The following is a 12,852-nucleotide window of genomic DNA, read 5'->3' as shown; positions in this document are numbered from 1 at the left end:
ACGCGCTTCGATGGACGCCGCGACACAGATGGCGGCCGACGGCCTGCAGGCCTTCGGCATGATCGGCACGGTGCTGTGGACCATGCTGCGCATCGGCGCAGTGGCCATGGCCATGCCCATGGTCGGCACGCGTGCGGTGCCATCGCGGGTGCGCGTGGTGCTGGCCGGCACCCTGGCCATCGCACTGGCCCCGCTGCTGCCCCCGGTGCCGGACTGGACCGGCTTCGACGCCGCCACGGTGCTGACCATCGCGCGCGAGCTGGCCATCGGCGTATCCATCGGCTTCCTGCTGCGGCTGGTGTTCGAAGCCGGTGCGATGGCGGGCGAACTGATCGCGCAGGGCACCGGCCTGGCCTTCGCGCAGATGAGCGACCCGCTGCGCGGTGGTACCTCCGGCGTGATCGGACAGTGGTTCTATCTGCTGTTCGGACTGCTGTTCTTCACCGCCAACGGCCACCTGGCGCTGATCTCGCTGCTGGTGGACAGCTATCGCGCGCTGCCGATTGGCACCCCGCTGCCTGATCCCCATGCCTTCTTCAGCATCGCTCCGACCTTCCTGCTGACCGTACTGCGCGGTGCGCTGACCCTGGCCATCCCGCTGACCGTGGCGATGTTGGCGGTGAACCTGGCCTTCGGTGTCCTGGCGCGTGCCGCCCCTGCGCTGAACCCGATCCAGCTGGGCCTGCCGGTCTCGCTGCTGCTGGGCCTGTTCCTCCTGGCGCTGCTGGCCGGGGAAATGGGGCCGCCGGTACAGCGCCTGTTCGACGCCGCCTTCCAGGCCGCGGACGCGGTCACACGCTGACCCGGTCATCACGTATTGCCGCTTGAAGTCCCCCCCGGTCTGCGCGTTAGAGTGAATGCGCGGCAACCGGGGGGATGCCGCACCTGGCCGGCGCCCGTTCGCGTTGGCCTGCCTCATGCATGCCCCACCGTGGTTTCCGTCGACAGGCAGGTCCGGGAGACTGACGAATGCTGGTAGGCACGTACAACCCGTGGCTGGTGGCGATCTCACTGCTGGTCGCCGTGATGGCGTCGTACACGGCGCTGGCCATGGCAGGGCGCACGGTCACCGCCCCGGGCAGGGCAGCCGCCTGGTGGTGGCGCCTGGGGGGCGGATTCGCCATGGGCCTGGGTGTCTGGTCGATGCACTTCATCGGCATGCTGGCCTTCGATCTGCCCATTGCACTGGGCTACGACCTGCCCATCACCCTGCTCTCGCTGGCCCTGGCGATCGCCTCGTCGGTGTTCGCACTGTGGCTGGTCTCACTGCGTACCCTGCCCCATCCTCGATTGGCCGGTGGTGCCCTGCTGATGGGCACCGGCATTGCCGGCATGCACTACGTCGGCATGGCAGCGATGCGCATGCAGCCCGGGATCGACTACGACCCGGGCTGGCTGCTGCTCTCCCTGGTGGTGGCGGTGGCCGCTTCGTGGACCGCGCTGTACGTGGCGTTCCGCCTGCGCGCGCAGCGCACCCGCGTCGGTGACCGGTTGGCGGCCGCCGGCCTGCTCGGCCTGGCCATCGTCGGCATGCACTACACCGGCATGGCCGCCGCGCGTTTCCCGGAAGGCAGCATCTGCGGCGCCGCGGTCGGTGATGGCCTGCAGAGCGAGTGGCTGGCGATGCTGGTGGTGGTGTTGACGGTTGCGATCCTGGCGGTGGTGCTGGTGGTCTCGTGGCTGGACCAGCGTGTGGAGGCGCAGCTGCTGCGGCTTCGCAACTCGATGCTGAGCACCTCGTTGACCGATGCCCAGCAGGAATTGACCCAGGCCGCACTGCACGACCCGCTGACCCGCCTGCCGAACCGCCTGCTGCTGCAGCGGCGCATCGTGCAGGCGCTGGCCGAAGCCGAACAGGGCGGCAGCCGTTTCGCGGTGATGTTCATGGACCTGGACGGATTCAAGCAGGTCAATGATGCCTACGGCCATCAGGCCGGCGACGCACTGCTGGTGGCGGTGGCCGAGCGTACCCGCCAGCTGCTCCGGCCCAACGACATGCTGGCCCGTCTGGGCGGTGACGAATTCGTGCTGGTGGTGCGCATCGAGCACGACGAGGACCTGCCCACCCTCGCCCGGCGCATCCTGCAGGCGGTGGGCAGCGGCCCGTTGCTGCCGGACAACGAACTTCAAGTGACCGCCAGCATCGGCGTGGCGATCTGCCCCGACCACGCTGCCAGCGAGCGCCAGCTGATGGCCTTCGCCGACGCGGCGATGTACCAGGCCAAGGAATCCGGACGCAACGCCTTCGTGCTGTTCGCCGACTGGATGAACGACAGTGCCGAGCAGCAGTTCCGGCTGCTGGCCGACCTGCGCCGTGCGATCGGCAGCGAGCAGCTGTTCCTGCACTATCAGCCGAAGATCCGCGTGGCCACCCAGAAGGTGGCCGGTGCCGAAGCGCTGATCCGCTGGAAACACCCGGAGCACGGACTGATCCCACCGGACCGCTTCATCCGCCTGGCCGAACGCAGCGGCGCGATCAACGAGATCGGTCGCTGGGCACTGGACCAGGCCTGCCAGCAGCTGCGGCGCTGGCGCGAGGCCGGGCATGAAGGCTGGTCGATGTCGGTGAACCTGTCGCCGGTGCAGTTCAGTTCGCCACACCTGCTGCAGGATGTGCGTGAAGTGATCGAACGCTATGGCATTGCCCCGCGCCACCTCGTGCTGGAGATCACCGAAAGCACGGTCATGCGCGATACCGATACCAGCCTTCGCCTGCTGCAGGCGCTGTCGGCGCTGGGCGTGGGCATCTCCATCGATGATTTCGGAACCGGCTATTCCAGCCTGCTGTACCTGAAGCGGCTGCCCGCCACGGAGATCAAGATCGACCACGCGTTCGTGCGTGACCTGGAACACAGTGCGGAGGACGTGGTGATCGTCTCGGCGATCGTGGCGCTGGGCCATGCACTGGACATGGACATCGTCGCCGAGGGCGTGGAAACCGCCGCGCAGCGCGCCTACCTGGAGCGCCTGGGCTGCGACTTCCTGCAGGGGTACCTGCTCGGCCGCCCGGTCGACGCGGCGCGCTTCATGCAACTGCACGACCTGCCCCGGCCGCGGGTGGAACTGGCGCAGAGCCCACCGCCGCAACACCCGCCCGGCTGACACCGGGCCGCGCGCGCCCCATCACGCAACAGTTCCTGCGACACGTTCCTGTAGAGCCGAGCCGACGCTCGGCTGCGCTTCTCGCCTGGACCCAACCGCAGCCGAGCGTGGGCTCGACCCTACAACACCGGCGGTCGGCAGCAGCACGCCACGCGTGGAACAGTTCTTGCACGCACCTGGGCAACCCCAGCCGCAGTGCCCGTGATGTCCGAGAACGAATCCGCCGGCGAAAAGACCGAACAACCGACCGAAAAACGCCTGCGCGACGCCCGTGAACAGGGCAACCTGCCGCGCTCGCGCGAACTCGGCACCGCCGCCGTGTTCGGCGCCGGTGTGCTGGCGGTGATGGCCATGAGCGGCTCGATCGGCCGTGGCGCCACGGCCTGGATGAAGCAGGCGCTCAGCCCGGAACAGAGCCTGCGGCAGAACCCGAAGGAACTGTTCGGCCACTTTGGCGACCTGCTGTTGCAGTTCATGCTGGTGATCGCACCGCTGGTGCTGGTCTGCCTGCTGGCCAGCTTCGTCGCCCCGCTGGTGATGGGCGGCCTGCGCTGGTCGCAGAAGGCGTTGCTGCCTGACATCAACCGCATGAACCCGATGAGCGGGCTCAAGCGCCTGTATGGCCCCGAGGCAATTGCCGAGTTCACCAAGTCGCTGCTGCGCGTGGCCTTCGTCGGTGTGGCCGCCGGGCTGGTGGTCTGGACCGGCTTTGACACCCTGCGCGGGCTGATCCACCACCCGCTGGAGACCGCCATCACCGACGGCCTCGGCTTCACCCTGCGCCTGCTGCTGGCCACCGCCGGCGCCATGCTGGTGCTGGCCGCCATCGATGCCCCATACCAGCGCTGGAACTGGATGCGCAAGCTGAAGATGACCCGTGAAGAGCTGCGCCGGGAAATGAAGGAAAGCGAAGGCAGCCCCGAGGTGAAGGGCCGCATCCGCCAGCTGCAGCAGCAGATGGCCAACCGCCGGATGATGGAAGCGGTGCCCACCGCCGACGTAGTGGTGGTCAACCCCACCCACTACGCGGTGGCCCTGAAGTACGAAGGCGGCGCCATGAACGCTCCCACCGTGGTCGCGCTGGGCGTGGACGAGACCGCCCTGCGCATCCGTGAAGTGGCCGACGGCAACAAGGTCGCGATCGTCTCCGCCCCGCCTTTGGCACGCGCCTTGTATCGGGAAGGCCAACTCGGAAAGGAAATTCCCGTGAGACTGTATTCGGCCGTCGCCCAGGTCCTGTCCTACGTCTACCAGCTGCGCGCCTGGCGCACTGGCCCGATGCCGGACGCCCCGCACATCCAGGTGGATGAATTCGGCAAGGGAGGCCGCCCGTGAGCGCCCAGCCCGCCACCGGATTCAACACCCGCCGCGCCCTGGAAATGATCCGCCAGGGCCTTGGCGCGCCGCTGATCGTGCTGGCCCTGCTGGCCATGGTCGTGGTGCCACTGGCCGCGCCTGTCCTCGATGCGCTGTTCACCTTCAACATCGCCATCTCGCTGATGGTGCTGCTGGCGGTGGTCTACGTGAAGCGCCCGCTGGATTTCACCATCTTCCCGATCGTGCTGTTGATCACGACCATGCTGCGGCTGGCGCTGAACGTGGCCTCCACCCGCGTGATCCTGCTCAATGGCCAGAACGGGCACGATGCCGCGGGCAAGGTCATCGCCGCCTTCGGTGAATTCGTGATCGGCGGCAACTACGCGGTCGGCATCGTGGTGTTCGCGATCCTGACCATCATCAACTTCGTGGTCATCACCAAGGGCGCCGGCCGCGTCTCGGAAGTGACCGCGCGCTTCATCCTCGACGCGATGCCCGGCAAGCAGATGGCGATCGACGCCGACCTCAACGCCGGTTTGCTGACGCGTGAAGAAGCCAAGCTGCGCCGCGAGGAAGTCCGCGAGGAAGCCGACTTCTACGGTGCGATGGACGGTGCCAGCAAGTTCATCCGCGGCGACGCCATCGCCGGCATCCTGATCCTGTTCATCAACATGCTCGGCGGCCTGGCCGTGGGCGTGCTGCAGCATGGCATGCCGTTCGGCGAAGCCGCCGCCACCTATACCCTGCTGTCGATCGGTGACGGCCTGGTGGCACAGCTGCCGGCGCTGCTGGTCTCCAGCGCGGTGGCGATGCTGGTCACCCGCGCCTCGCGCTCGCAGGACATGGCCCAGGCCATGACCGGCCAGGTGTTCGGCCAGTACCGGGCGCTGGCGATCACCGCCGGCATCATCGGCCTGGTCGGCCTGGTGCCGGGCATGCCCAACGTCGCTTTCCTGACGCTGGCCTCGATCCTCGGCTTCATCGCCTGGAAGCTGTATCGCAAGACCAAGGCACCGGCTGCCGATGCGACAGGCAGTGGCACCGATGCCGCCGCGCTCACTGCGCTCGGCCGCCCGGCCGCCGCGGCCCCCACCGCCGAACTGAGCTGGGACGAACTGCGCCCGGTCGATCCGCTGGGCCTGGAGGTCGGCTATCGGCTGATTCCGCTGGTGGACAGCAACCAGGGCGGCGAACTGATGGCGCGCATCAAGGGCGTGCGTCGCAAGCTGACCCAGGATGTCGGCTTCCTGATCCCGTCGGTGCACATCCGCGACAACCTGGAACTTCCCGCCAACGGCTACCGCGTGCTGGTGCACGGCGTACCGGTGGCCACCGCCGAGATCCACCCCGACCGCGAGCTGGCCCTGGATCCAGGCAGCGCGCTCGGCGCACTGGAGGGCATTGCCGGCAAGGATCCCGCGTTCGGCCTGGATGCCACCTGGATCCAGCCGCACCAGCGCGCCCAGGCCGAAACGCTGGGCTACACGGTGGTCGACCCGGCCACCGTGGTCGCCACCCATCTGTCGCACCTGATCCGCGAACACGCGCCGGAACTGCTCGGCCACGAAGAAGTGCAGCACCTGCTGGCCAACCTGGCCAAGAGCGCGCCCAAGCTCGTCGAAGATCTGACGCCCAAGGCGCTGCCGCTGTCGGCGGTGGTGCGCGTGCTGCAGAACCTGTTGGTGGAGCGCATTCCGATCCGCCAGCTGCGCAAGATCGCCGAAGCGCTGGTCGAACATGCGCCCGCCAGCCAGGACCCGGCCGTGCTGACCGCCGCGGTGCGCACCGCACTGGGCCGCTTCATCGTGCAGGAGATCGCCGGAATGTCGGCGGAGCTGCCGGTGTTCACCCTCAACCCGCAATTGGAACGTGTCTTGCAGGAGTCCACGCAGGGCAACGGCGCCGCGCTGGAACCCGGACTCGCTGAGCGACTGCACCAGAGCCTGGCCGAATGTGTCAGCAAGCAGGAAGCCCGCAACGAGCCCGCGGTCGTGCTGGTACCTGGCCCGGTGCGCGCCGCGCTGGCCCGCCTGGTCCGCCACAGCGTTCCGTCGCTGTCGGTGCTGGCCTACAGCGAGGTGCCGGAGGACAAGCGCCTGAAGCTGGTCGGAACGATCAGCTGACGCCCGCCCGCCGATGCGCCAGAAAACAGACACCGCTTTCGAACCAACGCAACTGACAGACACCAAGGGGAACCCGCACCGTGCAAACCACCGACCACCCGAGTTCCCCGACCGCCACCCCGCCGTCTTCGCCCCGTGACCACAGCATGAAAATCAAACGATTCGTCGCCGCCGACATGCGCTCGGCCATGAACCTGGTGCGCAAGGAACATGGTCCTGACGCCGTGATCCTGTCCAACCGCCGGATCGAGGAAGGCATCGAGATCGTCGCCGCCGCCAACTACGACGAGAGCGCGGTGCAGCGTGCGCTGGAAGCCTCGCGCCGTGACGTCGCACCGCCGCCGGCACCCAAGCCGCGTACCGCCGCCGACGCGGTGATCGCCGCCGTCACCCGCCGCCGCAGCAGCACCCCGGCACCGGAACCGGTTGCCGCGACCACCTCGGCGGTGGCCGCCCTCGCCCGTGCGGCAGTGGGCGCTACCGGCCGCACCCTGGACAGCGCCGACGAGATCGTGCCGACCCGCGGCAGCACCGGCTTCGCCGCCACGCTGGCACGCGCCGCCGTCAATGAGCCGGCGCTGCCGGACCAGATCTTCGCCCCGTTCGCCGAAGCCATCGTCGCACCGGCACCCGCCAGCGCCACGCCGGCCAACCGCGCCCGTTTCCAGATCGATCCGCCGCACCAGGCACATCACGAAAGCGTGGCGCCGGCGGTGCAGCCGCCGCCGCTGCCGACCGCAGCCCTGTCTGAAACGCAGCCGGAGGTCGCCGTCAGCGAACCGGCGTTGGCCGATGCCACCGTCGAAGCCGCGCCGACGCCGACGCTCGCCCCAGCCCCGGTGCTGACTGTGGTCGCCCAGGACGACGCCGAGATCCGCCAGCTGCGCCAGGAAGTGGCCGGCATGCGCCAGGTGATCGAGCGCGAAATGAACCGCTTCACCGACGAGCGCCTGCGCGGCTGCCCGGTGCGCGCCACCGCGCTGGACCTGATGGACGAGTACGGCTTCGATGCTGGCCTGGCCCGCGACGTCGCCATGCAGATTCCGCTGGAGACCGAGGCGCACCGAGGCCGCGGCCTGATGCTGGGGCTGATCTCGCGCAAGCTGCCGATTGCCCCGGTCGACCCGCTGGAGGAAGGCGGCGTGATCGCGCTGGTGGGCCCGACCGGCGCCGGCAAGACCACCACCATCGCCAAGCTGGCCTCGCGGTTCGCCGAGAGGCACGCGCCGCGTGACGTCGCCCTGGTCACCACCGACACCACCCGCATCGGCGCCCGCGAGCAGCTGTATGGCTACGGCCGGCAGCTCGGCATCGCCGTCCACGAGGCCAACAGCGGCACCGACCTGGACCAGCTGCTGGAACGCCTGAAGGACTACAAGCTGGTACTGATCGACACCGCCGGGCTGGGCCCGCGCGACCGCGCGCTGGCCGCCCAGCTGCAGTGGCTGCGCGCCGCCCGCCAGGTGCGCACCCTGCTGGTGCTGCCGGCCAACACCAGCTTCGGCGACATGGACGAGGTGGTCCGCCGCTTCGGTGCCGCCAACCTGCAGGGCCTGGTGCTGAGCAAGCTGGACGAAACCGGCCGCTTCGGCAACGCCCTGTCGGTGGCCGTGGACCATGCCCTGCCGATCACCTGGGTGACCGATGGCCAGGACGTTCCGGACGACCTGCACCGGGCCAGTGCGGCCAATCTCGTACTTCGCCTTGAAGATTTGCGCCGAGCGGCCGATATGCCCTGCAACCCGGAGTTGAACCATGCCGTCGCGTGAGTACGCCAAGCTGACCAAGACCTTCCCGCTGTCGGCCACCCGCAGCGAGCCGCTCGGCCCTGTGCGCACCATCGCCGTGACCGGCGGCAAGGGCGGCGTGGGCAAGACCAACGTGTCGGCCAACCTGGCCGTGGCGCTGGCCGGCATGGGCAAGCGCACGCTGCTGCTGGACGCCGACCTCGGCCTGGCCAACATCGACGTGATCCTGGGCTTGAACCCCACCTTTACGCTGGCCGACCTGGTTGCCGGCCGCTGCTCGCTGGACGATGTCATCGTCGAAGGCCCGAACGGCGTGCTGGTGGTCCCGGCCGCGTCCGGCCGCCGGCACATGGCCGAGCTGGCCCCGGCCGAGCACGTCGGCCTGGTCAACGTGTTCTCCGAGCTGGAGCGCGAGCTGGACATCATGGTGGTGGACACCGCCGCGGGCATCACCGACGGCGTGCTGACCTTCTGCCAGGCCGCGCAGGACACCGTGGTGGTGGTCTGTGACGAGCCGGCTTCAATCACCGACGCCTACGCGCTGATCAAGGTGCTGTCGCGTGAACGGGGCGTGGACCGCGTCCAGGTGGTGGCCAACATGGTGCGCGACCCCAACGAGGGCCGCGTGCTGTACGAGAAGCTGACCCGCGTCTGCGAGAAGTTCCTCGCCGATGTCTCGCTGAACTACCTGGGCTGCGTGCCGCAGGATGACTGGCTGCGCCTGTCGGTGCAGCGCCAGCAGCCGGTGGTGAAGGCCTACCCGTCCAGCCCGTCCGCACTGGCGATCACCGAGATCGCGCGCCGCACGGCCCGCTGGCAGGCGCCGACCGAACCACGCGGCGGCGTCGAGTTCTTCCTCGAACGCATCCTCAAGCAGCGCGGGGTGGCGGCATGAAAGGCGCGGCCCAGTACAGGGAAGTCCAACGCTCGGCGGCCAACGACGTCATCGCCCAGCACTCGGACCTGGTGCGGCGCATCGCCCACCATCTGGCCGCGCGCCTGCCGGCCAGCGTCGAAGTCGACGACCTGATCCAGGCTGGCATGATGGGCCTGATCGAGGCTTCGCGCAGCTACGACGCCGACCAGGGCGCCTCGTTCGAGACCTATGCCTCGATCCGTATCCGTGGCTCGATGATTGACGAGATCCGTCGTGGCGACTGGGTGCCGCGCTCGGTGCACCGCCGTGCACGCGATGCTGCGGCCACCATCCGCCGCCTGGAACAGAGCAGCGGCCGAGCCGCCAGCGCCACCGAAGTGGCCGCCGCGATGGAGATGCCACTGCCCGAGTACCTGCGCCTGATGGAAGACGCCGCGCGTGGTCAAGTGCTGAGCCTGGAGTCGCGCATCGAGGACCAGGGCGAGCTGGACACGGTCGCACAGGGTGGCCCGACCCCGCAGCAGGTGCTGGAGCGCAGCGAGTTCGGCCGCGAGCTGGGCAAGGCCATCGGCCATCTGCCCGAGCGCGAACAGCTGGTGCTCTCGCTCTACTACGAGCAGGAACTCAACCTGAAGGAGATCGGCGCGGTGCTCGGCGTGAGCGAGTCGCGGGTCTGCCAGATCCACGGCCAGGCCGTGCTGCGCCTGCGCGGCCGGCTGAAGGTATTCGAGGCCGTCGACGCCGGCCTCGAAGAATGAACATCCCCGAGGCAGCTGCCCCCGGCCGCCCGGAATGAACAACAAAGGAACTCTGCTTTGAACAAGAACATGCGCATCCTGATCGTCGACGACTTCTCGACCATGCGTCGCATCGTCAAGAACCTGCTGGGCGATCTGGGCTTCACCAACACCGCCGAAGCCGAGGACGGGCATGCCGCGCTGTCGCTGCTGCAGAGCCAGCCGTTCGATTTCGTGGTCACCGACTGGAACATGCCGGTCATGACCGGCATCGAGCTGCTCAAGGCGATCCGTGCCGACGCCAAGCTGAAGACCCTGCCGGTGCTGATGGTCACCGCCGAAGCCAAGCGCGAGCAGATCATCGAAGCGGCCCAGAACGGCGTGAACGGCTACATCATCAAGCCGTTCACCGCGCAGACGCTGGAAGAGAAGCTCGGCAAGATCTTCGAACGCCTGGCGGCCAGTGCCTGATGGATACCACGGTCGACAGGAATGCCCTCGCCCTGCGCCTGCAGGAAGCACTGGACGCACTGGAGTCCGGTGACGAAACCGCCTGGCGGCAACGCATCGACGGACTGGTCGCGCTGCGCACGCAGCCGATGATGAGCGGCCTCTCGCGGCTGGCCCGCGAGCTCGGGCAGGCCCTGGGTGAACTGCCGACCGTGCCCAGCGAGGCCGGCGAACTGGACGATGCCTGCGCACGCCTGGACCACGTGGTGGCGATGACCGAACAGGCGACGCACCGCACCCTGGACCTGGCCGAGGAATGCCGCAGCCTGACCGAACAGCTGCGCGCCGAAGGCCTGCAGCCGGGCCAGGATGCACAGCTCGAGCGCATCCGCCACAACCTCACCGAGATCGCCCTGACCCAGAGCTACCAGGACCTGACGGGGCAGATCATCCGTCGCGTGGTCGGCATCGTCCGCCGTGTGCATGAGGGCTTCGGCGCGCTCGGCCTGCCGCCGGAACAGCATCGCACCGATCCGGAACTGGCCGGGCCGGCACTGAAGGGACTGGACCGCCACGCGGTCTCGCAGAACGACGCCGACGACCTGCTGTCGGACCTGGGGCTGTAAGCATGAGCGCGGTATCCGACGACATCACTGCCGATTTCATCATCGAGGCGCAGGAAATCCTGGATCGCCTGGGCGAACAGCTGGTGTCGCTGGAGCAGGCACCACAGGACACCGAGCAACTCAACGCGGTGTTCCGGGGCTACCACACGCTCAAGGGCGGCGCCGGCTTCCTCGGCGTCACCGCCATGGTCGAGTTGTGCCACGCCGCCGAAGAAGCGCTGGGCATCGCGCGCGCGGGCCAGGCCGTGCTGCAGGCCCATCACTTCGATGCCGCCCAGCAATCGCTGGACTACCTGCAAGCGATGCTGGATGCAGTTTCCTCCGGCACCGAGCCGGGCTATGCGCCGCCGGAGCTGATCGCCCAGTTCGACATGCATGGCGGTGCCGTGGCTGCACCCGCCGCCGCAGCAGCTCCCGCTGCGGGTGGCAGCGACCTGATCACCGACGACGAGTTCGAGGCCCTGCTCGACCAGCTGCACGGCGGCAACGCACCGACTGCGGTGGCGCCGGCAAGGAAGGCCGACGACGGCCTGATCAGCGAAGACGAGTTCGAAGCCCTGCTCGACCAGCTGCACGGTGGCGCCGCACCCGGCGCCAAGCCCATCGCTGCGGCAGCGCCCGCACCGATCGCGGCACCACGCCCACTGGCCGCACCGGCCGCACCGGCACCTGCAGCGGCGACCAAGCCGGCCGCCAAGCCGCTGGCCGAGGCCGAACACACCGTGCGCGTGGACACCAAGCGCCTGGACGCGATCGTCAATCTGATCGGCGAACTGGTGCTGTCACGCAACCGGCTCAAGACCCTGCGTGCGCGCCTGCGCGACGAGGAACTGGACCGCGCCGTGTCCACCCTGGACATCGCCACCGCACGCCTGCAGTCGGCGGTGATGCGTACCCGCATGCAGCCGGTAGGCAAGGTCTTCTCGCGCTTCCCCAAGGTCGCCCGAGACGTTGCCCGCTCGCTGAAGAAGGAAGTGGACCTGGAGCTGATCGGCGCCGAGACCGAGCTCGACCGCAACCTGGTCGAAGCGCTGGCCGACCCGCTGGTGCACCTGGTCCGCAACGCCATCGACCATGGCGTGGAAATGCCCGACCTGCGCGAAGCACAGGGCAAGCCGCGGATGGGCCATGTGCGGTTGTCGGCGCAGCAGGAAGGTGACTACGTCAGCATCGAGGTGCAGGACGATGGCGCCGGCATCGACCCGGAAAAGCTGCGCGCGAAGGCACGCGAGAAGGGCCTGATCGATCCGGAGGCCGCCGCCCGCCTGAGCAGCGAGGAGTGCCTGCACCTGGTGTTCCTGCCCGGCTTCTCGACCAAGCAGCAGGTCACGGATATCTCCGGCCGCGGCGTTGGCATGGACGTGGTGCAGTCGCGCATCCGCGAACTGAGTGGCCAGATCCAGATCCAGTCGGAGCTGGGCCGCGGCAGCCGCTTCCTGATCCGCGTGCCGCTCACCCTGGCGATCCTGCCGACCCTGCTGGTGCAGGCCGGCGAAGACGTCTATGCGCTGCCGCTGGCGCGCGTGATGGAAGTGCTGCACGCACCGCGCACCTCGCTGGGCTGGTTCGATGGCCGCGCCGTGCTCGACCGCCGTTCGCACACGCTGCCACTGGTCGATCTGCGCCAGTGGCTGGATGTGACGCCCGCCGCGTCGACCCTGCTGACCATCGTGGTGCTGCAGGCCGGCGAAGCGCGCTTCGGCCTGGTCGTGGACCAGGTCCGTGGGCGCGAGGAAGTGGTCATCAAGCCACTGCCGAAAGCCCTGCGCGGCCTGCGCGGTTACGCCGGTGCAACCCTGATCGGCGATGGTCGCATGGCGCTGATCCTGGATGTGGACGGCCTGCGCAGCCCGCACGACTGACCCGCTTGCT

At 68.7% G+C, this 12,852-nt stretch carries 10 protein-coding genes; all 10 read left to right on the top strand.

Annotation, left to right across the window (positions count from 1 at the left end; translation table 11 throughout):
- Positions 1–10 precede the first annotated feature (10 nt).
- Positions 11–802 carry a flagellar biosynthetic protein FliR gene (gene fliR / locus ACEPA4_RS09525; protein WP_164093468.1) on the top strand — a complete coding sequence of 264 codons (792 nt, stop codon included), beginning with the start codon at positions 11–13 and terminating at the stop codon, positions 800–802.
- 167 nt (positions 803–969) lie between these two features.
- The gene (locus ACEPA4_RS09520; protein WP_262090549.1) at positions 970–3,102 is read left to right on the top strand and encodes a bifunctional diguanylate cyclase/phosphodiesterase; all 2,133 of its coding nucleotides are present in this window, start codon (positions 970–972) and stop codon (positions 3,100–3,102) included.
- Between the two features lie 204 nt (positions 3,103–3,306).
- A complete protein-coding gene (gene flhB, locus ACEPA4_RS09515) occupies positions 3,307–4,437 on the top strand; it encodes a flagellar biosynthesis protein FlhB (RefSeq protein ID WP_005416428.1) in 1,131 nt (376 codons plus the stop codon).
- A gap of 44 nt (positions 4,438–4,481) precedes the next feature.
- Positions 4,482–6,542, top strand: a complete 2,061-nt coding sequence (gene flhA, locus ACEPA4_RS09510) for a flagellar biosynthesis protein FlhA (protein ID WP_171974417.1) — start codon at positions 4,482–4,484, stop codon at positions 6,540–6,542.
- A gap of 146 nt (positions 6,543–6,688) precedes the next feature.
- Positions 6,689–8,311, top strand: a complete 1,623-nt coding sequence (gene flhF, locus ACEPA4_RS09505) for a flagellar biosynthesis protein FlhF (protein ID WP_164093470.1) — start codon at positions 6,689–6,691, stop codon at positions 8,309–8,311.
- Positions 8,298–9,185, top strand: coding sequence for a P-loop NTPase (locus tag ACEPA4_RS09500; protein WP_032959426.1), 888 nt, complete (start codon positions 8,298–8,300; stop codon positions 9,183–9,185). Before flhF ends, ACEPA4_RS09500 begins: the two co-directional genes overlap by 14 nt.
- Complete coding sequence (locus ACEPA4_RS09495) at positions 9,182–9,925, top strand: RNA polymerase sigma factor FliA (RefSeq protein WP_053498623.1); 744 nt, start codon at positions 9,182–9,184, stop codon at positions 9,923–9,925. The genes ACEPA4_RS09500 and ACEPA4_RS09495 overlap by 4 nt, the downstream gene beginning before the upstream one ends.
- A 57-nt stretch (positions 9,926–9,982) precedes the next feature.
- Positions 9,983–10,375 carry a chemotaxis response regulator CheY gene (gene cheY, locus ACEPA4_RS09490; protein WP_005413247.1) on the top strand — a complete coding sequence of 131 codons (393 nt, stop codon included), beginning with the start codon at positions 9,983–9,985 and terminating at the stop codon, positions 10,373–10,375.
- Positions 10,375–10,980: a protein phosphatase CheZ gene (locus ACEPA4_RS09485; RefSeq protein ID WP_005416422.1), complete on the top strand. Its 606-nt coding sequence runs from the start codon at positions 10,375–10,377 to the stop codon at positions 10,978–10,980. The genes cheY and ACEPA4_RS09485 overlap by 1 nt, the downstream gene beginning before the upstream one ends.
- 2 nt (positions 10,981–10,982) lie before the next feature.
- The gene (locus ACEPA4_RS09480) at positions 10,983–12,842 is read left to right on the top strand and encodes a chemotaxis protein CheA (protein WP_005416421.1); all 1,860 of its coding nucleotides are present in this window, start codon (positions 10,983–10,985) and stop codon (positions 12,840–12,842) included.
- The last annotated feature ends 10 nt before the right edge of the window (positions 12,843–12,852 follow it).

Origin of the sequence: Stenotrophomonas sp. P2112, from assembly GCF_041897515.1 — a bacterium.
Taxonomy (GTDB): Bacteria; Pseudomonadota; Gammaproteobacteria; order Xanthomonadales; family Xanthomonadaceae; genus Stenotrophomonas; species Stenotrophomonas sepilia.
This window is presented reverse-complemented; position numbering and strand designations above follow the sequence as displayed.

Excerpts from the sequence above, each read along its gene's own strand:
- fliR (WP_164093468.1), top strand. The coding sequence starts at position 11 with ATGGACGCCGCGACACAGATGGCGGCCGACGGCCTGCAGGCCTTCGGC.
- ACEPA4_RS09520 (WP_262090549.1), top strand. The coding sequence starts at position 970 with ATGCTGGTAGGCACGTACAACCCGTGGCTGGTGGCGATCTCACTGCTG.
- flhB (WP_005416428.1), top strand. The coding sequence starts at position 3,307 with ATGTCCGAGAACGAATCCGCCGGCGAAAAGACCGAACAACCGACCGAA.
- flhA (WP_171974417.1), top strand. The coding sequence starts at position 4,482 with ATGATCCGCCAGGGCCTTGGCGCGCCGCTGATCGTGCTGGCCCTGCTG.
- flhF (WP_164093470.1), top strand. The coding sequence starts at position 6,689 with ATGAAAATCAAACGATTCGTCGCCGCCGACATGCGCTCGGCCATGAAC.
- ACEPA4_RS09500 (WP_032959426.1), top strand. The coding sequence starts at position 8,298 with ATGCCGTCGCGTGAGTACGCCAAGCTGACCAAGACCTTCCCGCTGTCG.
- ACEPA4_RS09495 (WP_053498623.1), top strand. The coding sequence starts at position 9,182 with ATGAAAGGCGCGGCCCAGTACAGGGAAGTCCAACGCTCGGCGGCCAAC.
- ACEPA4_RS09485 (WP_005416422.1), top strand. The coding sequence starts at position 10,375 with ATGGATACCACGGTCGACAGGAATGCCCTCGCCCTGCGCCTGCAGGAA.
- ACEPA4_RS09480 (WP_005416421.1), top strand. The coding sequence starts at position 10,983 with ATGAGCGCGGTATCCGACGACATCACTGCCGATTTCATCATCGAGGCG.